This window comes from Pseudomonas peli, assembly GCF_900099645.1.
In the GTDB taxonomy this organism is placed as follows: domain Bacteria; phylum Pseudomonadota; class Gammaproteobacteria; order Pseudomonadales; family Pseudomonadaceae; genus Aquipseudomonas; species Aquipseudomonas peli.
In genome coordinates this window covers 576,352-600,531 of the sequence record NZ_FMTL01000002.1, presented here as the reverse complement: position 1 = coordinate 600,531, position 24,180 = coordinate 576,352, and the positions used below count along the sequence as shown (strand labels likewise).

The 24,180-nt window shown below is 55.0% G+C and carries 20 protein-coding genes and 1 pseudogene; 11 read left to right on the top strand and 10 right to left on the bottom strand.

From position 1 onward, the window contains the following. Positions 1-316: 316 nt before the first annotated feature. A complete protein-coding gene (gene pqqF, locus BLO50_RS11625; protein WP_244152880.1) occupies positions 317-2,755 on the bottom strand; it encodes a pyrroloquinoline quinone biosynthesis protein PqqF in 2,439 nt (812 codons plus the stop codon). 1,201 nt (positions 2,756-3,956) lie between these two features. Here pqqF and BLO50_RS11620 point away from each other — a divergent pair. From BLO50_RS11620 to BLO50_RS11590, 6 genes are all read left to right on the top strand, one after another. Then, the gene (locus tag BLO50_RS11620; protein WP_090252765.1) at positions 3,957-4,943 is read left to right on the top strand and encodes a site-specific integrase; all 987 of its coding nucleotides are present in this window, start codon (positions 3,957-3,959) and stop codon (positions 4,941-4,943) included. Positions 4,944-4,951: 8 nt separating this feature from the next. Further along, the gene (locus BLO50_RS11615; RefSeq protein ID WP_244152879.1) at positions 4,952-5,254 is read left to right on the top strand and encodes a hypothetical protein; all 303 of its coding nucleotides are present in this window, start codon (positions 4,952-4,954) and stop codon (positions 5,252-5,254) included. Between the two features lie 83 nt (positions 5,255-5,337). Continuing rightward, positions 5,338-5,979, top strand: a complete 642-nt coding sequence (locus tag BLO50_RS11610; RefSeq protein WP_167354456.1) for an AAA family ATPase — start codon at positions 5,338-5,340, stop codon at positions 5,977-5,979. 354 nt (positions 5,980-6,333) lie between these two features. After that, the gene (locus tag BLO50_RS21830; RefSeq protein WP_167354455.1) at positions 6,334-6,480 is read left to right on the top strand and encodes a hypothetical protein; all 147 of its coding nucleotides are present in this window, start codon (positions 6,334-6,336) and stop codon (positions 6,478-6,480) included. A 497-nt stretch (positions 6,481-6,977) separates the two neighbouring features. Continuing rightward, positions 6,978-7,295, top strand: coding sequence for a hypothetical protein (locus tag BLO50_RS11600; protein ID WP_186343915.1), 318 nt, complete (start codon positions 6,978-6,980; stop codon positions 7,293-7,295). 393 nt (positions 7,296-7,688) lie between these two features. Beyond that, entirely contained in the window at positions 7,689-10,325 is a 2,637-nt protein-coding gene (locus tag BLO50_RS11590) for an EAL domain-containing protein (RefSeq protein WP_090252753.1), read from the top strand. A 249-nt stretch (positions 10,326-10,574) separates the two neighbouring features. On the opposite strand, the gene BLO50_RS11585 is transcribed toward BLO50_RS11590, so the two are convergent. The 7 genes from BLO50_RS11585 to BLO50_RS11555 form a co-directional block, all read right to left on the bottom strand. Then, positions 10,575-10,904 (bottom strand): copper-binding protein, encoded by a 330-nt coding sequence (locus BLO50_RS11585; protein ID WP_090252750.1) that lies wholly within the window; start codon positions 10,902-10,904, stop codon positions 10,575-10,577. A gap of 119 nt (positions 10,905-11,023) precedes the next feature. Next, a complete protein-coding gene (locus tag BLO50_RS11580) occupies positions 11,024-11,524 on the bottom strand; it encodes a cupredoxin domain-containing protein (RefSeq protein WP_090252747.1) in 501 nt (166 codons plus the stop codon). Positions 11,525-11,536: 12 nt separating this feature from the next. Continuing rightward, a complete protein-coding gene (locus BLO50_RS11575; protein ID WP_090252745.1) occupies positions 11,537-12,949 on the bottom strand; it encodes a multicopper oxidase family protein in 1,413 nt (470 codons plus the stop codon). 16 nt (positions 12,950-12,965) lie between these two features. Further along, entirely contained in the window at positions 12,966-14,381 is a 1,416-nt protein-coding gene (locus BLO50_RS11570) for a TolC family protein (RefSeq protein ID WP_244152878.1), read from the bottom strand. Then, a complete protein-coding gene (locus tag BLO50_RS11565; RefSeq protein WP_090252742.1) occupies positions 14,368-14,700 on the bottom strand; it encodes a hypothetical protein in 333 nt (110 codons plus the stop codon). The genes BLO50_RS11570 and BLO50_RS11565 overlap by 14 nt, the downstream gene beginning before the upstream one ends. Before the next feature lie 122 nt (positions 14,701-14,822). Further along, positions 14,823-15,200 carry a hypothetical protein gene (locus BLO50_RS11560; RefSeq protein WP_143003818.1) on the bottom strand — a complete coding sequence of 126 codons (378 nt, stop codon included), beginning with the start codon at positions 15,198-15,200 and terminating at the stop codon, positions 14,823-14,825. Between the two features lie 225 nt (positions 15,201-15,425). Continuing rightward, a complete protein-coding gene (locus tag BLO50_RS11555) occupies positions 15,426-15,662 on the bottom strand; it encodes a heavy-metal-associated domain-containing protein (RefSeq protein WP_244152895.1) in 237 nt (78 codons plus the stop codon). Positions 15,663-15,998: 336 nt separating this feature from the next. Between BLO50_RS11555 and BLO50_RS22065 the strand changes: the two genes are divergently transcribed. Beyond that, positions 15,999-16,148, top strand: a complete 150-nt coding sequence (locus BLO50_RS22065; protein WP_244152877.1) for a hypothetical protein — start codon at positions 15,999-16,001, stop codon at positions 16,146-16,148. Positions 16,149-16,386: 238 nt separating this feature from the next. Continuing rightward, entirely contained in the window at positions 16,387-17,127 is a 741-nt protein-coding gene (locus BLO50_RS11550; RefSeq protein ID WP_090252734.1) for a substrate-binding periplasmic protein, read from the top strand. Positions 17,128-17,381: 254 nt separating this feature from the next. Here BLO50_RS11550 and BLO50_RS11545 read toward each other — a convergent pair whose 3' ends face one another. After that, positions 17,382-18,002: a tyrosine-type recombinase/integrase gene (locus BLO50_RS11545; protein ID WP_090252732.1), complete on the bottom strand. Its 621-nt coding sequence runs from the start codon at positions 18,000-18,002 to the stop codon at positions 17,382-17,384. 101 nt (positions 18,003-18,103) lie between these two features. After that, the gene (locus BLO50_RS11540; RefSeq protein WP_090252729.1) at positions 18,104-20,740 is read right to left on the bottom strand and encodes an EAL domain-containing protein; all 2,637 of its coding nucleotides are present in this window, start codon (positions 20,738-20,740) and stop codon (positions 18,104-18,106) included. 449 nt (positions 20,741-21,189) lie between these two features. On the opposite strand from BLO50_RS11540, the gene BLO50_RS11535 reads away from it, so the two are divergent. The 3 genes and pseudogenes from BLO50_RS11535 (at position 21,190) to BLO50_RS11525 (ending at position 23,989) form a co-directional block, all read left to right on the top strand. Next, the gene (locus BLO50_RS11535; RefSeq protein ID WP_090252725.1) at positions 21,190-22,758 is read left to right on the top strand and encodes a methyl-accepting chemotaxis protein; all 1,569 of its coding nucleotides are present in this window, start codon (positions 21,190-21,192) and stop codon (positions 22,756-22,758) included. Between the two features lie 8 nt (positions 22,759-22,766). Further along, positions 22,767-23,205, top strand: a pseudogene (locus BLO50_RS11530) (DDE-type integrase/transposase/recombinase); the annotation flags it as partial. A gap of 415 nt (positions 23,206-23,620) precedes the next feature. Then, positions 23,621-23,989, top strand: coding sequence for a hypothetical protein (locus BLO50_RS11525; protein WP_090252722.1), 369 nt, complete (start codon positions 23,621-23,623; stop codon positions 23,987-23,989). Positions 23,990-24,180 lie beyond the last annotated feature (191 nt).

The window sequence follows — 24,180 nt, the reverse complement described above, 5'->3', positions numbered from 1 at the left end:
GACCGGCAACGGTCAGTCGGGTCGGAGGCGATTATCGAAAAGCCCTGATAGCGGCCATACGCTGCCATGGCCTTGATTGCCTGCTGCTTTGGCCCGTCCTGGAGGCGCTGTCGGAACGGTGTACGACCGCCACTCCCAAAGACCCTGCCCGCAAGGATGCCCACCCAAGGTCGTAGACGGACTAAGCCCTGCCCAGATGAACAATGGCGGCATGGCTGCGGGTGAGAAATGCATGGACGCGAACCGATCAGTACGCAAACGGGCTGATCCCAACGGAATGCGCAAACTGAGAGAGGAGCGTGGCGAGAAACAGCCCTTAGATGTGAGCGGGCGTGGGCTCGTTGCTCAGTACGTACCAGCCCGCGGAAGCCTCAAGCAGCGCCTGCTGAGCCTGCTGCACGGTCACCAGGCTGAGCGACTGCAACGCCTGTTGCACGGCCTCGCCATGATCATCTGAAAGACCGGCCAGGTGCGCCAGCCAGGCCTGCTCGGCCAGCCCGTCACAGCTACGCGCCTGCACCTGCCACTGGCCAAGCAGTGCAGTAATCGACGCAGCCAATGCAGCCTGATCCAGCCCAGCCAGCCAAGCACTGCGCGCCTGTAGAAAAGCCTGAATGTGCTGCAGAATTTCTGCGGCCTTGCACCCCGGCGATTGCACACCGAACAGCAACCCACGTCGCCCCTGGATCTGCCGGTAACTGCAGAACACCGCATACCCCAGCTGCAACTCACTGCGCAGACGCTGGTAGAACGCGCCCTGGTGCAGATGCGCCAACATCCGCCAGCAGGCCTCGGTAGCGGGCGACTCATCCACTTGCGGGCAGAACAGCAGCAGCGCGCTGTCCCCGGGCGCGGTCCGTGTTCGCCAATACAAGCCAGATTGCAACGGGGCAACGAGCGCAGACGGCCAGAGCGCTGAGGTGCTGAACAGGCGCTCAATCCGTAACTGATCCGGGCGATCCAGCCCTACCCCGAGGGCTTCGATGCGCATCGGGCGATAACGCTGTTGCAACGTAATAGCCACCTCGCCCGCAAGCGCTTGTGCTTGACCTTGCATCAGCTCGGCAGACGCCGCCAACAACTGGCGTATCGGCATACTCGGCGCCTCAGCCTCCGCAAGCGCCGACCACTGCGCCAGCGCAGGCTGCAACAACGCCGGCATCAAAAGACCAACCGCCGCGGGAATCAACCTGGCACTGCCTTGCACACGCACACTCAGGCTGGCGGCCTCTGCCTCCAGACTCAGGCTGATACCGACGTTATGCAGATGCTGGGTCACGGCCCGCAAAGCGGTGTGCGCCAGGTTGAGCAATACGCTCGCACCCAATGGCTCAGCAAAACAGCAACGCGCCTGCCACACCGCCATGGCCGCCGCCGGCACCCTGTAATCAACCGGCGTCGCTAGCCAGCGCCATGCCGCAGGCACGGCAAGCTTCACCGTCGGCAACTCGACCGCTGCCAGCAAGGGGTTGCGTGCCGGCAACTGCCAACGACCACGCAGCACTGGCAGCGGCAGCGCCGGCTCGGCACGCATCTTCAAGGGGAAACCCGTACCAGGCCAGGGTGGCAGCTCGCGCTCATCCGCCAGCAGCACACAACGGCGCTGCGGCTCTTGCAACTGCTGCAACAGCTGGCAAATCGCCCCGCCATCATCAGATGCGGGAGCTTGCCAGTCACGGGCCAACGCCAGTGGTGTCATGCCACACAGGCGCAACTGGCGAGTCTGCTGATACGCCTCATGCCACGCCAGAGGATCGGCCTGCGCACTGACAAAGGCCAGCCAATCAAGCAGCAATGCCACCGCCTCATTCGGGGCAACACCACCGCGCATACTCAACAGCAACAAGGCTTGTCCCGCATGGCAGTACAACACCTGGGCACGCGCCACCTCGCCCAATCCACTCTCACGCAAGCCGGCATTCAAGCCTGCCGGCGCTTCATCCAATAGCCAGCCGAGCAGCCAATCAAGTGCGCTGTCCGCACGCGCTTCAGGCAACTCCAGGGCAAACCCCAGATGCAGAGTGGCGGCTGCACTCCGCAGGTTCAATCGCAGCCGTTCAGTGCGCAGCGGTAACAGTGGCGCCAGCCGACTGCGAACGACTGCCTGCGCCTCGGGCAGCAGCGCCCCATGGCGTTGCGACAGAGCCGTGAGATCCGCCAGTGACAACGGCGCCACGATGCTTAACTGACAATTGCCAGCGTGGTAGAACGCCTGATGAAAAGCCCGTAGCGCCTGCTGGAACGCTGCATCAGTAACCGGCAACGTGTCGCGATTACCCGCCTGAAACACAGCGCAACGATGCCCTTCGGCCAGGGCTTGCCCCAACGCAGCGCCAAGCAAGGTGTCGACATCCTGGCTACGGGCAATGAATTCGGCATGCACTACTTCTCGCTCGCGCAGTTGCTCGGCCTCTTCCAGCAGCGGCCGAGCCAGCATGTCCAACAGCCGCACCAGCGCCTCTTCCAGATAAAAGGTCGGTACCTCACAGAAATACTCGGTGTAATGCGCCTGCGTGGTGGCATTCACCTGGCCGCCGCACGCCTGCACAAAGGGCATCAGGCGTTGCTCAGCGGTAAATCCGGCGCTGCCAAGAAACAGCAGGTGCTCCAAAAAATGCGCCAACCCCGGATATTCCAGCGGCTCATCATGGCTGCCGGCATGTACCTGCAAACACAGAGCCGATTGGTTTAGCCAAGGAAGGCTGAACAACCTGACTGATAACCCGTTATCTAGGCGCAAAAAAACGGGGCTCATATTCTGGAGGGAGTAACAATCGATTACATCGGACATAACGGGCAAAGCCGTAGGACGTAGGTTTAAGAACCAGCATTGACCACATCAAGCTGAGGCACAATAGTTCTTTGGAACTAATCAATACAGGCCGATTGCAGCTATTCGCCCCTGTAAACCAGCTCAATCGATCACTGCGCGCTCAGTTAACAAAACGCTGAGCACAGGAATAAGTTCACAAATGTGAACCTTCCATGCGCCAGAACGGTGTCCCAAAGCTTCAGCCATTTGCTCACTGCTGGTTTAAGTTCACAAAAGTGAACTTTTTATCCACTTGAACGCTTTTTAATGACCAGTCCTCATCCTTCCCTGAATAAAGTTCACATAAGTGAACTTTTTCTGCATCTAGCATCAAGGATGTGAGCAAGCACGCAATCGGGCCATTTTTTCGCTTGTCAAAACCCACTGTATCGTGGAAATATTAACTCGTAATGATGACCCATGTGCGGACATCAACCCTAGCTGGTGGCACCAGCACCTCAATTCGTTCACGTCCGGAACTTATAGGCGTGATCACCACCTTGGCAGAGTCATTTTGCCAACCATGCGGCAGTATTGTTTGCGCTCAGCATGCATCACACGCCAATTTCATCTCCGGCCTTAAAGTCACGGTGCGATGTCCTGACGTTCGTCAATGACCATAACCGCGGTCTTATCGCTACTCCGAAAAGATTCCAGTTCGACAACAAGCTGTTTAGACCGCCATCCTAGCCATAGTCTCGACTGTCGTTAGAAGATGACTTGCCCTAAACAGAGACGGCCTTGGTCGGGAAAGCTCAAAGCCACGCCGGTTATAGCTTTCACCAATCAGCGCCCCAGACATTCCTACTGACAATCACCTGTTTCTAGCTAGGCTAGACGGTGCCAACTCATACGCTGCGTCCAAAATGGACCTCTACCTGACAAGTAGACCTGTAGCTATGCAGACCTAAAAAGCTTTGCGGCTGTTTTTGTCAGGTAGCCAGCCTTCCCGCCGCCCGTTTCGGGCCTTCAGGGCCATGCATTGCAAAGGAGTGCCTATCGGCGCTCCACAGTTTCGCTCATCAGCCAGTGCGCATATCGCGTTAACACTAAACATCCCCGGCGGGAGTTGGCTGACTGCTTTTCGTTCTATCCGGACAACCACTTTTCAGAATGTTCGCCTTTAACTAGGCAAGGAGTATCCATGTCAAAAAATCACGGTTCACGTGACAGTAGAAACTTCGGCTTTGGCCGCAAGCTGCATTACGCGATCAAAAATTGCCTCCGCACACATTTCGCAGATGGGCATTACGCAACAGTGCAAGCACATTCAGAGCGCTGCCGCCTTTTCTGCGACTGGCTGTTGTCATCGCATCAAATTGCAGATGCTCGTCTTATCAACCAAGAAGTTTTCTATGCGTACGCTGCCCATGTTCGCGGCTTGCTAGAAAACGGTGACATCTCCGTCAGCACGGCAACAAATCGAATTTCCAGCGTAAATGTCGTTATGAAGATTCTTCGTGGCGACACCAAAGTTCATATTTCCAAGATTGGAAAAGTACTCGGAGAAAAGCGCAGCCACATCAGATCCGTCGCTCCGCAAGGAATGATTTTTGAACACCTAGATCCATTGATTGATGACCTGATCAAGACCGACTTTCCGCGAGTGGCTGCAATAATCCTGCTAGCTAGGGCTACAGGTATGCGACTGAGAGAAGCCATCCTTGCAGACCTGCCCCGCTTAGCGCGGGAGGCCTCCAAGTTTGGACAGATCAACATCCAAGACGGTTGCAAGGGCGGCCGCTCCGGTGCATTCGCACCTCGCTGGGTACCCGCAACGGACATTGTGCTTTCAGCGATTGAGTTCGCCAGAAGCATTTCCACACCAGGTAGTCGAAACCTACTGTCCCCTACCGAAAGTTACGTTGAGTTTTTGAGGGGCACAGTTAACGCCTCACGCATTACCCTCAAGGCCCACGGCATACCACGCATTCATGACCTGCGCGCAGCTTATGCCTGCGACCGGCATCAAGAGTTAGCTGGAGTTCCGGCCCCCGTGTGCGTATCGGACGATGAATCACCAGTTCTATCGAAGTCGAGCAATCGAGAGGCACGCCAGAAAATCAGCCGTGAGCTCGGGCACGAAAGACTGGATGTCACCAACGCCTATCTGGGTAAGCACTCGTCATGAGCATCTGTATGAAAGCATTTCTTGGCGGAGTGCTCAGAGGGTCCGCTCACACCAAAAATCGTCACATCACGCAGGCCAACTGCATTCAACAGGCTATTGCCGATCGCTGGCAACGCCATCACCCCGAACAATGGCGACTAAAGCACATCCACTGGTTCATCGATATCCATCTCAAAAACTCATCTCAAGAAACTCGGTATAGGTATTGGCTGACCCTGCAAGTGATTTTGGTACGGCTGGGAAAAGCTCAAGATTGGGAACCTCGGCTTCAGGGCAATTGGATAAGCCGTGCCGGCTCCAAAAATGTCTAATCGCTGTAGCAACAGTTGCATTTTCAAAAGCCCTGACACGATGCCTATGACCTCATACATCACAGCTCATAGGAGATCAGCATTTGATCATCGTCATTGGTAGCAACAAAGGTGGCGTTGGCAAAACAACGCTCGCCACCAACTTGGCCGTAGCATTTGCAATCCGGATGAACAAGGCGGTGCTCGTTGATGCGGACCCGCAGGGGTCAGCTCTTTACTGGGGCTCAGTAAGACAGCAAAAACAACACACACCATTTGTTAATGTCGCACAGCGACGAGGAAACCTGGTTGACGCGCTGAAGGTTTTAAGCCGCCAAAACCAGGTTGTAATCGTTGATGTGCCCGGCAGAAACAGCCCTGAGCTGATCAGTGCAATGTCCGTTGCGGACATAGTCATTTCTCCTCACGCTTGCAGCCAACTGGACCTGGAGACCCTGCAAGAATTAGAGGACCAGGTCCATGCTCTTCGGCCGTTGAATCCAAAAATACGGGTGTTGATTTACCAATCGATGGGGACGACCAACCCAAAGATTCGACAACGTGAACGAAGTGATTTTTGCAGCTATGTCAGCGTGTTTGAAAACCTCCTGCTAGCAAATTCATCAGGGTTTCAACGCTTGGCATATCGCGAGTGTATCTCCGAGGGAATTGGGGTTCTCGAAAGTAATAACCCCCTTGCAGCTGACGAGATTCAGCAGCTGCTCACGGAGCTCCTCAATGGTTAATCCTCCACGAAAACCAGTCCCACTGGCCGCCGAAGTAGATGCCCTTTCACGGACACTCGCCGACAGGTCTTACAGCGGAACAGACGGTCCATCAAAATCGCAGATGCGCCCCATAACGATCAATCTGCCCACTTGGATGATCCATCAGCTTGAGGAATCGGCACTACAGAATAAACGCAGCAACGCATCCAACAGATCTGTTAGCGCACTGGTTCGGTTCGCACTCATCGAGTCAGGCGTACTGGCCGGGAATGTACAACGGGAGATGTGACCTCACAGATCACAGATCACAGATCACAGATCACAGATCACAGATCACAGATCACATTTTAGGCATTTTCTTTGGAGGCCAAGATGCGCGAAAAATTGAGCTTAAAAACGAGGGAAGCGCTGGCTTATCTCGTCGGGTTCGCTGCAGTGGCAGCACCTGGAGCCCTGTTTTTACTGAGCTCAGAAATCCAGGTCGCGACTTGGAAACTGGTGGCCCTCATCACCGCGTAGTTCGTCAGTGGTGAAGCTGTGCGCTCTGGTTTTCTCCACCTGAATACAAGAGGTAGAAATGATGAATACAGCTGACGGCATGAGTGACGAAGAGCTCGACACTTGGGCAGACATTTTCTATCAAGCAAAAATTGGCGGAGTAACATCGGTGACTTTCAGCCAATTCCTCAGCTGCCCGTTTATGCATCTGAGCTCAGAGCGTCGCAAGGTGGACAGGCCTGAGAAAGGAACGCAATGCCTTCGTTTGGCATACTCGAGAGATCGATGACCAAAGTGCTTTATGGCTTCCGGGTCAGTTCAGAGGGCTCCGAGGCCACGCCACTTCCGAGCTTAAGAGGTCTTGTGGCTTATGGTTTGGCGCAGAAGCGTTGTGTCTGTGCTTCTTCATAAGAGGCTTGGAAATTTTTGCCAGCCAACTCCGCCATTGGAGCGTAGGCTTTGAATCGTACAAGCCCCGATAGCGCCAATTACACCTTCACATCATACGGAAGAAGAAGATGGCCTTTTTTACTAAAGCTGAGGCGCGATCTGCAGCCAAGCGAGCAATGAAGAACCGCAGCCTCGGCGAGATGATTACCGAGTCGATGGAGTACAACAAGCGCGCGACCAGATTCGACATTTTCCTATCTCACTCGATCATCGATGCAGAGTTGGTGCTAGGAGTGAAAGTGCTTTTGGAGGGGATGGGAAAGAAGGTCTATGTCGATTGGGTCGATGATCCTGAACTCGACCGTAGGCAAGTCACCCAACATACCGCAGAGCGGTTGAGGGGGCGGATGAAACAATCAGATTCACTTCTGTACATCGCTGCGTAATTGCACCCAACTGACCAATCAGTTGCATTGGTCCTGACCAGCGATTGCATTCGACCTGACCAGTAGGCTGTACCGATTGACTGGCAGAAAACGGCCATAAGCGGCCTGTTTGCCTGCAAAAATAATCTTTCCCTTTTCGACGAAGAATCCATGTGCTGTGGCAAATAAAATTTGCACACCCTCACTCTGGGTGTATGCCTTTGCATCCATTTATAGAATTTCAAACTGAGGGATAGAGAAATAGTCTGCTGCGAAATAAAGCTTTCCGTGTGGTTAGGACGACCGCTGTGTGGGTAGGCATCGATTAGCCAGAGCGACTCTTCCGAGCCGGTAGATTGCTACTATGCAAACTTTGGGTCTTTATATGCCCGAACCGTGCTAGTGGATAACCGCATGATTTTAGAGCTCGTCAAGAATGTCACGCTGCTTATCACCTTGTGCTGGATGCACGGCATGCTGATGCGCTGCCTAGAGGGGCGCAAGCTGCTGGGGGATATCAGCGCAGGAGTCCTATTTGGTCTGGTGTGCATCATGGGTATGGCCATGCCGCTGACCCTTGCCGATGGTTTGATCTTCGATGGGCGAACGGTGGTGCTAAGTATGGCCGCCTTTTTCGGTGGTCCTCTGGTGGCGGTGATTGCTGGGGGCATAGCGGCGCTGTTTCGCTGGTGGCTCGGTGGTATCGGGGTGATGCCAGGCGTGCTCAATGTACTGATGCCGATTTTGATGGGCTTGCTATATCGCCACCTGCATCGGCGCGGCTGGCTGCCCTTCAATGTGTTGGCTCTGTTGATTTTCGCGGTGCTGGTACAGGTCCTGCAGGTGCTAAACCTGACCTTGTTGCCGGCTGAGCGTTTTGCTCATTTCCTACAGGTCGGCTTGCTGCCTGTGGTGACGGTTCTGCTGCCGTCCACGCTGATAATGGGCTTGCTGCTCAGGGATATCGAGCAGCAGAAAATAGCCCGTGAGGCTCTGCGCCAGAGTGAAGCGCAGTTACGTGCCATTACTGAGGCGGTGCCCGACCTGTCTCTGGTGCTGGATGAAGATGGACGCTACCTGAAGATCAAGACGCCAGACAACGATCTGCTGCTGGCAGGTTCGGAGGAGCTGCTGGGCAAGCGCCTGGATGAGGTATTGCCGGCGAGCCAGGCCGATCTGTTCATGCAGTTCATCCAACGCACCTTGGGCAGTGATACTCCGCAGTCCATTGAGTACGGCATGCAGACTCAGGCGGGCCATCGTACCTTCGAAGCCCGCGCACGGCGTCTGGATGCGCCCATCGAGGGCAAGCGTGCGGTGGTCTTGATGGCTCGTGATATCACCGAACGGGTCACGCTGGAGCTGGACCGGCGGATTGCTGCCATCGCCTTCGAGTCCCAACAAGGCATGTTGATTACCGACGCACAGACGAGGATTGTCAAAGCCAACCAGGCCTTCTCGAAAATCACCGGTTATAGCGAGGAGGAAGTGTTGGGTCAGCCAACCCGCATGCTCGGCTCAGGGCGCCAGGGACCGGAGTTCTATCAGGAGCTCTGGCAGACTCTGACGGAAACCGGGGAATGGCAGGGTGAAATCTGGAACCGGCGCAAGAACGGGGAAGTCTTCCCCGAATGGCTCACCATCAGTGCTGTGCGTGACGAGCAGGAGCGGGTCACCAACTACGTGGCTTCACTCACCGATATCAGCGAACGCAAGAGCGCCGAGCAGAAAATCCAGCACCTGGCCTTTTACGATCCGTTGACCGGCCTGCCCAACCGGCGTCTGCTGCGTGATCGTCTGCAGCAGGCGATGATCCTGTGCAGCAGAAAAGGCCAGCACGCTGCGCTGATTTTCATGGACTTGGACGACTTCAAGAATGTCAACGACCTGCATGGCCATCAGGTTGGCGATGAGCTGCTCTGCCAGGTAGCCGACAGGCTGAAGACAACGCTGCGCGAGCTGGATACCGTGGCGCGCCTGGGTGGGGATGAGTTCGTGATCCTGCTGGAGGGCCTGGGGCCCTATGCCGAGGAGGCCGGTGCCCAGGTCGAGCATATCGGCAGCAAGTTGTTGCAAGCGCTGCGCGAGCCGTATCTGGTCAATGACCAGCGCTTCAATAATAGCGCCAGCCTTGGCGTGGTGCTGTTCAATGATGAGCAGCACACGGTCGATGAGCTGATGCAGCATGCCGATCTGTCCATGTACAACTCAAAGGCGGCGGGCAAGAACACCCTGAGTTTCTATGACCCGCAGATGCAAGCCGTGGTCAGCATGCGCCTGCGACTGGAAGAGGATATTCGCCGTGGGCTGGCCGAAGGCGAGTTTATCCTGTACCTGCAGGCGCAAGCCGGCGCTAATGGTGCGCTGGAGGGCGCGGAGGCCCTGGTGCGCTGGCAGCACCCCCAGCGCGGTTTGCTCGGGCCGGGCAACTTCATCGAGATTGCCGAGCGTTGCGGCCTGATCGAGCAGATGGATCTGCTGACCCTGCGCCAGGGCTGCGAGCTGCTGGCCCGCTGGGCCGGACTGCCGCAGATGGCCAGCCTGAGCCTGGCGGTCAACATCAGTGCCCGGCTGCTCTACAAGGACGACTTTGTCGATCTGATCCAGCAGATCCTGGTGGACACCCAGGCCAGCCCGCTGCGCCTGAAACTGGAAATCACCGAATCGCTGCTGCTCAATGATAAGGACAAGGCTGTGCTGCGCATGCAGGCGCTGCGCGCGATGGGTATCCGGTTTTCTATTGACGATTTCGGCACCGGTTATTCGTCCATGGCTTACCTGCAGCAGTTGCCGCTTGATCAGCTGAAGATCGACCAGTCCTTTGTTCGCGACTTGCCAGCCAGTACCAGTAGCCTGGCGATTGTGCGTGCCATCCTGGCCATGGCGCAGAGCCTGGAGCTTGAAGTGATCGCCGAGGGCGTGGAAGACCAGGTGCAGCGCCAGGCCCTGTACGATAGTGGTTGCAAGCATTTCCAGGGCTATCTGTTCGGCCGGCCGATGGCGATAGAGGCCTTTGAGTATGTATGGCTGCCGGTGGCGGAGAGCTCCTGACGGATTGCCCGCGAGGACTGTGCACTAACTGAATCGCTCCTAGTTTCGTAGATATTTCCACGACTAAACTGGAGCCTGCGGGCAGTCAGCTTTTAGCCGATTCCAGCCTAGAGCGTTTGGCATAGGTCGGCTAATAGCAGTTCAAGCTCACTCACATTTATGGGAGTGAGCATGTGCAATCTTCTGAAAAAACATGTTCTAACACGCTCAACATTATAACCGGGGCCGTATCACGGCCCCGATTACCTTTTAGGGTGCAGTTTTCAAATCGGTTGCAACAAACTGACTGCCCTGCTGCTGCGCAACAAAACTCACTTTGTCACCGACCTTAAGACCTTCCAGTTGAGCAGCATCCTCCACCTGAAACACCATAGTCATCGGCGGCATGCCGATATTGGCCAACGGCCCGTGGCGCAAGGTGATCTTCTGGTTGGCTGCATCAATCTTACGCACCTCGCCATGACTCATGCTGGCGTTGGCCTGCGCGGCTACATGGTCCTCATGACCGCTGTGTTCATTGCCGGCCTGAACGCTAAAGGTCAGGCTACCCAGCAGGCACGCAATCAGTAGTTGTTTCATGGTCTTAATCCTCAAGTCAGGCGCCCACACGGCCGCCATGTTCATTTATCGACCCGCAAGAATTGCGCTGCCGCTATTCCCCAGGCCAGCACAAGCTGACGTGGGCTCACACGTATCAGTCAGTTAGACACAACCAGCACTTTTCCGACCATTCCCGCCTGGTAGTGGCCGGCGATCAGGCAGGCGAAATCGAATTCGCCGGCACGGTTAAAGGTCCAGATGATCTCGCCACTCTGCCCCGGCCCGACATGAGCCATATAGGGCTCGTCATGCTGCATGCCGGGAAACTTGGCCATCATCGCCGCGTGCGCATCCAGATCCGCCTGAGTACCCAGGACGAACTCATGCAGCAACTTGCCCTGGTTACGGTGCACAAAGCGGATGGTCTCGCCCTGCTTGACCTCAAGTTGGTCGGGGCTAAAGCGCATCTGGTCGCTCATGCCTATTTCGATGGTACGGCTGACCTGCTCAAGGTCACCGGCAATACCCCAGGGTTTCTGTTCTTTGACTACGGCAGCGCTGTACTGCGCAGTGTGTTGTTCGCTATGGGCCAGCGCTGAACCGCTAAGCAGCAAGCACGCCAGGGCGAATGCCAGCGGCAAATAAGCTGTCTGTTTCATGGGTCTACCTCCTCAATGGCCAGCATGGCCGCTTGGTTTACGCACCTGCACCTCAACTGCTTCACCGAGCGGCTGCTTAAGCGGCATGGATTGCCCGCCGGCCTCGCTGGAACGCGCCGGTTTGGCCAACTCCCCTTTCCATTCATAGGCCACAGTGCCGGCCGGGTGCTTAAACCAGCCGGGGTCGCTGTAATCGCCGGGCGCTTGATCCTTACGCACTTTGAGCACAGTAAACATGCCGCCCATTTCCACCGAGCCGAAGGGGCCGTCGCCGGTCATCATCGGGGCGGTGTTGTCCGGCAGCGGCATCTGCATTTCCGCCATATCGGCCATGCCGCGTTCACCCATCACCATATAGTCAGGGATCAGCTTGGCGACCTTGCGCGTCATCTCGCGGTGATCGACGCCAATCAGCGTCGGCACGTCATGGCCCATAGCGTTCATCGTGTGGTGGCTCTTGTGACAGTGAAAAGCCCAGTCGCCCTCCTCGTCGGCAAGGAACTCAACCTGACGCATCTGCCCCACCGCGATATCCGTAGTCACCTCCGGCCAGCGCGAACCAAACGGCGTCGGCCCGCCATCGGTGCCGGTCACCTCAAACTCGTGACCATGCAGGTGGATCGGATGGTTGGTCATGGTCAGATTGCCAACGCGCAGGCGCACCTTGTCGTTATGCCGCACCACCAACGGGTCGATGCCAGGGAAGATGCGGCTGTTGAAGGTCCACAGGTTGAAGTCGAGCATGGTCATGATCTGCGGCGTAGCCGCCCCAGGCTCGATGTCATAGGCGTTAAGCAGAAAGCAGAAATCCCGATCCACTTCGCTGATCAGCGGGTGGTGTTCCTTGGGATGAGTGACCCAGAAACCCATCATTCCCATGGCCATCTGGGTCATCTCGTCGGCATGGGGGTGGTACATAAAGGTGCCGGGACGGCGCGCGACGAATTCGTAGACAAAAGTCTTGCCCACTGGAATCGCCGGCTGGGTTAGCCCGGAGACGCCATCCATACCATTGGGCAGGCGCTGGCCGTGCCAATGGATGCTGGTGTGTTCAGGAAGCTTGTTAGTAACGAAGATGCGCACCCGATCGCCCTCCACCACCTCGATGGTTGGCCCCGGCGACTGGCCGTTATAGCCCCACAGGTGAGCTTTGTAGCCCGGCGCCAGCTCGCGCACCACCGGCTCGGCAACAAGATGGAATTCCTTGACCCCGTTGTTCATGCGCCACGGCAGGGTCCAGCCGTTGAGGGTGACCACCGGGTTATAGGGCCGACCATTCTGCGGTTGCAGCGGCGGCTGGGTATCGGCGCTGCCCTGCGACACCGCCTCCGGTATGCCGGCCAGGGATACCCGGCTGACCGCCGAGGTGGCGACAGCGGCAGTAATCGCGCTGGCACCGAGAAAGAAATCACGTCGTGAAACCATGGGGAATTTTCCTTGATCAGTGCCCGGCGGGCTCGTCGGTGGCGGCCATTGCCGGTGTGCTTGATGACAGACTAGGCGCGCCCAACAGGGCCATATCCAGATCGGCCTTGGCGATCCAGAAGTCGCGCTGCGCCTGCAGATAGCCATCGACCGCGAGGATCTGTTTGCGTGCATCGGCCAGCAGCTCGAAGGTGCTGATAAACATGCCGTTGTACTGCAGGAGGTTTTCCTCGGCGATACGCGCGCGCAGCGGCAGTACCTCGTCGCGATAATGCCGGGCAACGTCATGGCTGGCCTGGTAACCCAGGTAGGCCTCGCGCACTTGCGAGCGCGCGTTGATTGCTGTGGCAGCGGCGCGATTAAGCATCTGCCGGTACTGCGCCTCGGCCTTGACCACCTTGGCTCCACTCCAGTCGAACAGCGGCAACTCGACGCTGATCTCGTAACCGCGCTGGGTCGGTTCCTCATTGGAGCGGTTGTTCACCACGCCTAGCTCCAGCACGTTGATAAAACGTGTGGTCTTGCTCAGCCCCAGGTTGCTGGCCAGCCGCTCGGCGTCCAGGCGCACAGCCTGGATATCCAGACGCTGAGCCATGGCCAAACGTTCGACATCCGGCAACTGCTCAGGCTTAGCCGGCAACTCGGGCAAGCGCTCGGGTAAGCGGAATTCAATCTGCTCCCCCCACAAACCAAGCAGACGGATCAACTGCTCACGGCTCTGCATCCGAGCCTGCTCGGCGCGAATCAGGTTCAGCCCAGCATCGGCATAAAAACTCTGCTCCTGAGCTCGCTGCAGCGTGCTGTAGTTGCCCACTGCGGCCAACCGCCGGGCCAGCTCAGCCGAAACCTCAGCCGCCTGCATCACCTGCTGCATATAAGCCAAGCTCTCCTGCGCGGCCACCGCTCGGTACCAGGCCTTGCGGGTCTGGCTGGCCAGTTCGAACAACGACAGACTGGTCTGCCGCTGCACCTGCTCGAAGCGCTTGGCCTCCATGTCGGAGGTCAGCGGCATGGCGATCAGCCGCGCCAGATTTATATGCAAGCCGCGCTCGTACTCCACCTCGCTGCCTTTCTCCAAACGCCCGAAGGAAAAGCCCGGATTGGGGATACGCCCGGCCTGCACGCGCTCGGCTTCACTGATACCCAGCGCATCGAAGCTTGCCTGCAAGTCGCGGTTATTCAGCAAGGCAACCTGTACCGCGGCATCCACCGTCAGCGGCTCGACCAGCAACTCGGCGACCCGCTCGGCCACCTGGCTGCGCTGCTCCGGGGTTTTCACCCAGGTCACCTGCTTGTCCAACTGCGCCTGGCTGGCCTGCTCGACCTGAGTAAAACCACCATCCTGGCTAAAGCTGGCGCAGCCGCTCAGTAAAACAACCATTGCGCAAAGCCCGACGCGGCTCGTCATGCCACTCGATTTAGTGATGGCCATGGTGCGCCTCCATTGGCTTACTCGAAGGCTCGGCTGGCTGCTGCGCCGGGGTTTCCTGGGTATCGGACTCATGGGCATACGGCTCTTGGGCGTAAGTGCGCCAGCCGCCGATCCGGCCGACCAAGTCATTGGCCTCGCGCCAGTCGTACAGCGGTTGCTCGCTAAAACCCTGGTAGGCCTTGAGCGGCGATTGATAGTGCACAGGCGGCGTGGCGGCCTGGGCGTCCAGCGGATCGGGTGAATCAGCCCAACTGCCGGCCGGCAGCAACCATGCCAGGCAGATAAACGCCTGCGGGCGGGCAAAGAGAAAACGCATCATCGAATAATCTCGCGTGCAGAGGCGCAGCCTGCATTTCGCAGGCAAGCACCGACTAATAGCTAAATACGCGTTACGCGATCCCAGGCAGCAACTGAGCTAGGTGCGTCAACGCATGGTTTGGCTTAAGCGAGAAACAGTCGTGGGGGTCTTTCGGGGGTTTCGGCGATAAAACCGACAAACTGATCCAGTAGCGCCAGGGACGGCTCGACCGCTTGCAGTGGGGAATTGCTGGCAACCACCGTGCTCAGGGCCACCGCGCCGACACAAAAAGCGCAGAGGCTGCACAGGCTGTTATCGGCGTTGGACACGGACTTGCTGGAAGTATCGCTGGCGTGATGCTCGCCATGGGCAGGTGCCTTCGCAGGCTCAGCCATAACCATCGCACCCGGGTGATGCGCGGCCATTTGCGGATCATCCTGCGTCATCGCCCCGCTTTGCTGGGTTACCGCGCATAACTGCATGCTGATAGCTGCCATGCTCTGCACCGGTAAGGCGAGCATCAGCATCCAGATTAGTGCAATTTTTAGTAAGCGCATAGGCACTAGAGGTCTAAAAGCAAAGTCGATAGCCAATTATCCACCGATTAGTCCTTTTGTATACCGCAAACAATCTACTGAACAGTGCTGCAAAAAAGTCGCATTCGCGGTATCAGCCAACGCACTGATAAAGGGGCGCTTGCATGATTTTAATTCGCTTACGATTTGGCGACGATTGGGGCCCGGTTATCAATGACAACAACATCCAGAACCGACCGATGACGCCGTCTTAGTACCTGCATTAATGTCTGGTGTGGCAACATGAGCTGGGTAACCCGCTTCTCGCAGAACACCTATGACGGCCGCGGTATCCATGCTGCCAATGACGGTCACTTGATTAGTGTTCAGGTCTACAGCTACCTCATTGACGCCTGCAACCGGATGCAACGCCGCATTGATGTGTTTGACACAAGAGCCGCAACTCATACCTTCGACATTCAGATCAACTCTGCTCATTACGTAATCCCCTTTAAGTCGCCTCAGTAGTCACCAAATAGGCGTTTCTATCTGGACCTTGGGGACATCCTCGACCTTGCCACGAGAGTAAGGTCAAGCGTTTTCTGAAATTTGATAGAAGCCTGCGAATCCTTTGCGCAGAGCACATGAAAAGAAACCCATGGGTAATGAACGATGCACCCACAAAGACATCTATATTGATGATTCTAGGCCTCAAGCACTTGGAGGGTGTTGATACCTTAAAGCGGAGGCAATGATGACTTTTGCAGTGGAATTTTCAGGCTTAACGCCTAAGGAAATAACAAAATGATTGCTCGCATACTTGCGTTGATGATGGTGGCGATACTCATGTCAGGCTGCAGCCTGAGGCTTCCCGGAGTAGGAGTTGATATTGGAGATGGCGGAGGTGGCCCGCCTCACTGCCCTCCTGGACAGGCAAAAAAAGGTAGATGCTAGCCATCAGGCTTGAAGTGGCAGTTATTCAAGGGCCAGCATTGCACTTATGCGCTGGATTCAGACGTTGAATCGGGTGCAAAAGCTGTCCTGCTGGGCGGCGCACCGTCCATTTGCTCTAGAGTAGAACTGCATGTTAGAGGCAAGGGGTATGGGTATAAGCCTGGAAGCCCGCAACTAATTGTGCGTTTCAGCTCTTTTGCGCTGGCACCTTAGGCGGACTGGAAGCAGGTTGATCTGAATGGCTATTAAGATTCTGATTTGCTTTGGACTGGCATTGCTCAGTGGCAGGTTATGGGCTTCGGAGATTGGGGTCTACGCTCCGGAGGAAGCACCTTACCAGTTCCTTGATAGCAGCTCGGGGCAAGCTGCTGGCTTTGCTGTCGAGGTCGTACAACTGGTGCTCAACGAGCTGGGCAGCAAAGCAGCGATCAAGCTACGACCCTGGCCAAGAATTGAATGCTGTGTGCTGGCGCAGCCCAATAATCTGATCTTTACCGTCTACCGCAATCAAGAAACTGAACTGGACTACCGTTGGGTCGGGCCTTTGGTGCCCTTTAAGATAATCGTCTATAGACTCAAGTCGCGCCAGGCTGTGCAGGCAAACAGTGTCAGCGAGCTGGGCAAGTATCGTATCGGCGTTACTGCGCAAGGCGGCCGCTTTCGTTATCTGAGTAAACAGGGTTTGGCCGCCAATCTGGATATTGCCAACAATGATGAATCCAATATTCGCAAATTTTTCCACGGCCGGTTTGACCTTCTGCCCGAAGATCCCACCATGCTCCTCTATTCAACCCAGCGTTTCGGCTTGGATTTCAGTCAAGTTGAGAAGCTTTTTGAGCTCACCGATTTAGCTGGCGAAGGCTATCTGGCCTTTACTCTGGGGACTGAGGATGCGCTGGTGAGTCAGTTCACGCGCGCGCTGGAAAAGGTCAAATCAGGGTCGACTTACCGGGATTTGTTACTGAAGTATGGGTTGTAAGTGCTGGTGAGGGCATAATCGCGAAAAATCAAAAAGGGGTGGAGTGAACAAATTTTGATGAGCCAAGCTGGTATTTGAACTCCAGCGCGACCAGCGATTAAAAATAATTCACTTCCCGCCTTATAGTCACGATTTAGCAGGATTTTTATCCAGGAAGATGGGTGCGGCAGTCAGGTGTTTGCATAAAGATGGGATCTGACTGACCGCATCTGGCCGGTTAGCGACGGCCTGACTTCGACCGTCGCTATACATGGTCAAACCTCGGTCTGCTCCGCCATTTCCAAGGCGTCGTCGACCTCAATCCCAAGATATCGAACGGTGCTCTCCAGCTTCGTATGGCCGAGCAGCAATTGAACCGCCCGTAGGTTCTTCGTCCGGCGATAGATCAGTGATGCCTTCGTACGTCTCATTGTGTGAGTGCCATACATGGCCGGATCAAGACCAATGGCTTTCACCCAGCCCTTGACGATACGAGCGTATTGACGAGTGGATAGATGGTCTGAGGTGTGCAGCCTGCTCGGGAAAAGGCAGTCCTGGTTACGGAGCTGGGCTTGGTGTATCCAGGCCGCGAGAGCAGACCGTGTTTGCTCAGTAATTTCGAACTGCACTGGCCGCTTCGTTTTCTGCTGCATAACCATCGCTCGTGATGACACATGCTCGCCATGAGCAACGTCGCATACACGAAGCTTGGTTAAGTCGCAGGCTCGAAGCTTGCTGTCGATTGCCAGATCGAACAGAGCCAGATCACGGGTTCGTTCTGCAAGTTGAAGCCTTACTCGGATGGCCCAGATATCTCTCAGCCGGAGCGGGGTTTTCTGCCCGACCAACTTCCCTTTATTCCAGGGCCGGCAGCTGCAGGTAGCAATGATGTTCATGGCAAGTTCTCCACATGTGGGAGGACAAGCATGGCTAGCCAGAGCAGTAGTCGCTAACCGGCCAATAGCGGTCATCAGGTGTCTACAGAAACAGGGGCTATTCAGTGCTGACTTCCAGAGCAGAGAGAGATGATCTCGAAGTCTGCCACAGCAACCGGCTTGCCAAACAGATAACCTTGAAAGTGCTTACATCCGCTATCACTCAGGGCATCACGCTGAGCCAAGGTCTCTACGCCCTCAGCAATGACTTCGAGATTAAGACTATGCGCCATAGCCAAGATGGCGCGAACTATAGCCAGACCGCTCGTGTTTTCAGGTAAGTCACGCACAAATGACTGGTCGATCTTCAACTGATCGAGCGGCAACTGTTGAAGGTAAGCCATGGACGAATAACCGGTACCGAAATCGTCGATGGAAAAGCGAATGCCCATCTCCCGTAGTGACTGCATGCGCATCACTGCCTTCTCCTTGTCAGTGAGCAACAGTGACTCAGTTATTTCGAGCTTTAGGCGCAGTGGGTTGGCCTGGGTTTCATCCAACAAATGCTTAATCAGATCGATAAAGTCATCCCTGTAAAGCAGTCTGGAGCTAATGTTAACTGACAAGCTCAAAGCAGCTCGCTGCGGCTGGTTTGACCAGCGGACAAGGAGCTCGCAGCCCTGGCGCAAGGTTGCAAGATCCATCACTTCAATAAGGTCGCTGCGTTCAGCGATCTCGATGAATACGCCGGGCCCCAAAACACCACGCTGGGGATGCTGCCATCGCACAAGGGCCTCTGCACCTTCGAGATAGCCATTCACCCCAGCCTGTGGCTGCAAGTAAATGACAAACTCTTCTTCGGCTAGGCCGCGACGAATATCTTCTTCGAGTTGCAGGCGCTTGCTCACCACAGCCTGCATCTGCGGGTCGTAGAAACTGAGTGCGTTCTTGCCCAAGGCTTTTGAGCTGTACATGGATAAGTCCGCATGCTGCATCAACTCATCCACCGAGTGGTGAGCATCATTGAACATCACAATACCCAAGCTGGCGCTATTGTTGAACCGATGACCGCTGACTAAATAAGGCTCACGCAACGCCTGCAATAACTTGATACCTATGTGCTCAACCTGGGTGCCTGCCTCCTCGGCACAGGACTCCAAACCCTCCAACAGGATTACAAACTCATCCCCGCCAAGACGTGCCACGGTGTCCTGTTCTCGAAGCGTTTCAGTAAGGCGCTTGGCCACCTGACATAGCAACTCGTCGCCAACTTGGTGACCATAAAGGTCGTTGACGTTTTTGAAGTCATCCAGATCAAGAAAAATTAGTGCGCCATACATGCCTTTCCGGCCGCATAAGGCCATCGCCTGTTGGAGACGGTCACGCAACAAGCGCCTATTGGGCAAATTAGTCAGTGGATCATAGAAGGCCAGATGCTGAATTTTCTGCTCGGCACTTTTGCGCTCAGTGATGTCGGTGAGGGAAGCCACGTAGTTAATAACCTGACCTTGCTCATCACGTACGGCGCTAATTGTTAGCCACTCTGGGAACACTTCATTGTTCTTGCGGCGATTCCAGATCTCACCCTCCCAGAAGCCGTTTTCAGAGAGCGTTTTCCAAAGCTCTTGGTAGAACTCAGGGCCTTGATGGCCAGAGCCAAGCATGCGGGTCGGCTGTCCTAAAACTTCAGTTTCGGTATAACCGGTGATGCGCGAGAACGCTTTATTGACTTTGATAATCCTGGTTTGAGCATCGGTTATTATCATGCCTTGCTGGGACTCGAAGGCGATAGCAGCAACCCTTCGATCCAGATCATAAGCAATCCGGTCAGTTATATCCCGAGCCATAAGCACCACTGCACGACGGCCCTGAATAAGCGTATCTAAGCGACGCGCACGCGCTTCGAAGGTGCGATGACCAACCTGGGTTTGCATACCATATTCGATGGTTTGTGGGCGGTCACTGGCCAGAGTACGGCTTATAAATTTATGGAATAAATCTGCCTGGCTTGCCGGCAGTACATCTTGCAGGCGCTTTCCAAGTAACTCCGAAGCCCCAGTAAAAAGCAGGTCATTGTCTGGTGTCTTGATTTTCAGGTAGCGCCCATCCTCATCGAGCACCAGTGATAAATCAGGTACTGCTTCAGTAATCGCACGCAAATATGCCTCGCTCTGCCGCAAAGCCTCGCGGGCTTGTCTCTGTAGCTGAACATCCCTTAACAACAGACCTAGGAGCAGCGTTGCGGGTATCAGCACTGCAACGAGAGGCAATAGTGCATGCTTAAGGAACAAGGCAAAATGGTCGACTGGTAGTAGCGCCAGATTCAACACCTGCAAGCCTTGAAGCACAACTCCAAATACCAGCAGTGAGCCGATATTAAAGGGTACCCATCCCCGCCGATGTATGTAACTAAATGCCAGCCCCATTAGTATCGGCATCAATATATTGAGCAGCCCAGGGATAACACCTATACCTCCTAGCCAAAGGCGAAACAAACCTGCCATGCAACCTGCAATCGCGCCTACCAGTGGCCCGCCGAAGAACGCGGCCATACTTAGCACTACTGTGCGACCATCGAAAATTATCCCATCAGTCAGCACCAATGGGATTTTCATCCCGGCAATACAAACTGCGCCGAATAATAGGCCTGCGCAGACTTTACCCAGCCGCTCATACCCGTCCAGATACCGCATGATCATCCCATGTAGCCAGCACAGTGAGATCAGTAGGGTTATGTTCTCGATAAGGTCTATAAACATTCAATCTTCCACTGTGTAGAACGATGTCAGCCGAAGGTTAGCAAGCGCAACGGTATTAATTTGACCGCGCGCGCAGACTGGTAATAGTAGGTAAAAGTAGCTCACATAAAGCTTTTCCAGGCCATCTCTTGAAGCATTTCGCTTACTCCCTGCAACAGCACGTAGCAATCTGTATCGACCTGGTTCAGCTTTTCTACAAGCCAGGTTCCGCAATAGGTGAAGAACGCGAAAGCCATTCCGCTACGTAGCAGGGTCAGTTTGGCACTAAGAATGTGTGCCTTGTGACTTCTGGGTCGACGTCTTTGCTTGCGCTAATGCTTGGATACGGCCTAATTTTTTACAATACGCGGCCGATTACCGAAAGAAGAACAGCAGCGTCTTCCGGCACTAGCCAGTGGCTTCGCTGGAAAATGATATCATTATGCCGCTACCAAGAAGGCTTATGAAAAATGCGTAAAAACCTCCCCCTAACAGGCCGCGAGCGAAGCTTTGATCAGTCGCAACGACTGATTTCAGCAACAGACTCGTCGGGAAAAATCCTCTACTGCAATGATGAGTTTGAGGCGATAAGTGGCTTTACTCGGGCAGAACTGATTGGCAGCCCGCACAACATCGTCAGGCACCCCGACATGCCACCCTCTGTCTATGAGCACATGTGGCAATGCCTCAAGGCCGGAAAGTGCTGGATGGGTATAGTGAAGAACCGCTGTAAAAATGGTGATCACTACTGGGTTGAAGCCTACGTTACGCCGATCACTGAAAGCGGTAAGTTGATCGGGTACGAATCCGTTCGAACGAAACCGAGCCCTGAGCGCGTCAACAGAGCAAGCGCGCTGTACGACAGCATCAACGAAGGCAAGCTCAGCTCAGCATCCGCAGACCATTTTAGGTCATTGCTTGGGCAACTTTTTGCCCCTATTGCCATAGGCCTTGCCGGTGCGGCTCTAATAAGCTCTATGGGAGCAAGCTTTTGGATGGCCATCGTTCCGCTTTTTAGTGCTCCAGCTGCGGGCCTTATGGCAGTAAGGCGTTTGCAGAATCGTGTCAACGCTGCTCTGGGTGAAGTGCCGGATGCTTTCGACAGTGAACTGGCCGCCAAGGTATTCACTACAGATAAGGGCGTTACAGCCAAGCTGCGTATGGTTTTAATCAGTGAAGCAGCACGAATTCGAACCGTTCTTACACGCTTGGGTGATTATGCCGAGCAGACTAGTCAGGGTGCAGCGGATGCTCAAACGCTTGCCAGCAAGACCAGGCATGCGTTGGCAGAACAACGTGCTGAAGCCGATATGGCAGCAACAGCCATGACAGAAATGACCGCCTCGATTAACGAGGTAGCCGCCAATATCCAGCTCACAGCTGAGGAAGCACAGAGCGCCTCTAGTCTGGTGGCACAAGGGAGTGAAGTCGCGGACACAACGTTAAAAGTTATAGAAGCCTTATCCGTAACAGTGGATCAGGTCACTTGCGCAGTCGAAAGTCTTGCAACCGAAACGGACTACATCAATACCGCAGCGAGTTTGATCCAATCAATCGCTGATCAAACAAATCTACTCGCACTAAACGCTGCGATTGAGGCAGCGCGGGCCGGCGAGCAAGGCCGTGGTTTTGCTGTTGTTGCTGACGAAGTACGCTCATTGGCGCAAAAAACAAGAGAGTCCACTGAGTCGATTCAGAAGATCATTAGCACCTTGCGCAATAGCGCAGTAAACGCAGTAGAGATCGCCCGCAAAGGTAATGAGGACGCTGAGCAAGGCGTACAGCGTGTCAGTGAAACACAGCAAGCCCTTGAAGGAATAAAGTCAGCCATGGAGCGCATAAGTGCCATGAGCCAGCAAATGGCTGCGGCAGCAGAAGAGCAAGCTCACGTTGCTGAAGATATTTCACGGCAGATCAACCACATAGCTGAGGCTGCTGATGAGAGCTTGGAGAATGCCTCCAAGGCTAGTGATAGGGGGCAGGAGTTAGAGAAAACCGCGTCAGATCTCCATGGCCTGACGGAGCGCTTTAATACCTAGAACACTGTTTGCCAGAAGCGTGCGGCAACCATCGTGTTGCATCGATTGATGCGCTTTGAAGGGCTTCGCTCGCAGAAAAGGTACCGTCGCCTATCTGGACGCTACGGTTGTAAGTCTCAAGTGGCTTCACCGAATCATCTGACGCACCTATCCAATGTCATCGAACCCAACAAAGTCTGGGACAAGGACATAACCTACATCCACACCTATGAGGGTTGGTTATTTTTGGCGATTGTGCTCGATCTGTTTTCTCTGCAGGTCATTGGCTGGTCTGTGAAGCCGCAGATGGCCAGCGATCTGGCTATTGATGCATTGCTGGTGGCTGTTTGGCTGCTCAAGCCCAAGCAGGAAGTGATGTCTCACTCAGACCAGGGTAGTCAGTTCAGCAGCGGTGACTGGCAGAGTTTCCTGAAAGCTAACAACTTGCTTGGTGGCATGAGTCGACAACGTAAACGTCAAAGGTTGTAGATACCATTCTGAAAGCGAAACACCAACTTTTATAGATGCCGGATGACTGCTCTTGGCCGAGTCCAGCCCATCACGATCAGCCATAGCCGGCAATTGAGCGTCTAAAAATGTACGGGCAATTCCATGGCGCATTCAGCGACCTTGGCTATAGATGATTAAACCTCGGCTTGGCGCGTCATCGACCTCACGCCACGGATATCGCACGGTACTCTTCAGCTTCGAAAGGCCGAGCAACAGTTGAACCAAACGCAGGTGTATAGAAAGTAGTGAATCACTCACGCCTGACCCTGATGTGGGGCGTAATAGACCCCTCTTTCGATTTCCCCTTGTTCAAAATTGTTTTCGAGCAAGCAGACGGCTTGCCGTAAAAACCACGCGATATAGGGGATACAGTATGAAAAATCTCGAGGTGAACTTCGTCGCTGCCAGCTTTGTCGAGGCCAGCAACAGGCAGTGCGAAAACCGGGGAATCGATACGGGGGACTTTGGCGTTTTCACTACAATGTCTGATAGCGCCCAGCTCGTCATCCACTGGCGTTACACAACCGTTATGGCTGACGGCAACCTCTACACTGGCTTTCTCGACGACGTGAACGACGCTAATGAGGTGCTCTTCGAACACTCGATTGACGAGTTCGGTATTGAGCTGACTGACGATCAAAAAGCAGTTTTTCTGGAGTTTGAACCCAAGTTCGCTGTTATCCGCCGCATTCAGCATGTTCAGGATGAAATGGAATCACTGAAAGAAAAAATCCAGTTCTAACCTAACCCTTGGAACAGCTCTGCTACGCCGTTCGTAGCAGAGCTTACAGACACAAGCCCCCACGCACCCTTCTTTGCTCATCCATCGATCTAGCAATTTGGTCGCAACGTCGCACCACTCTTGCATAGTTCAAAACCTATGGTCACCTGTGGTGAGAGTTGCTGGATACCTGCGCCTGCTTACAGCGTACC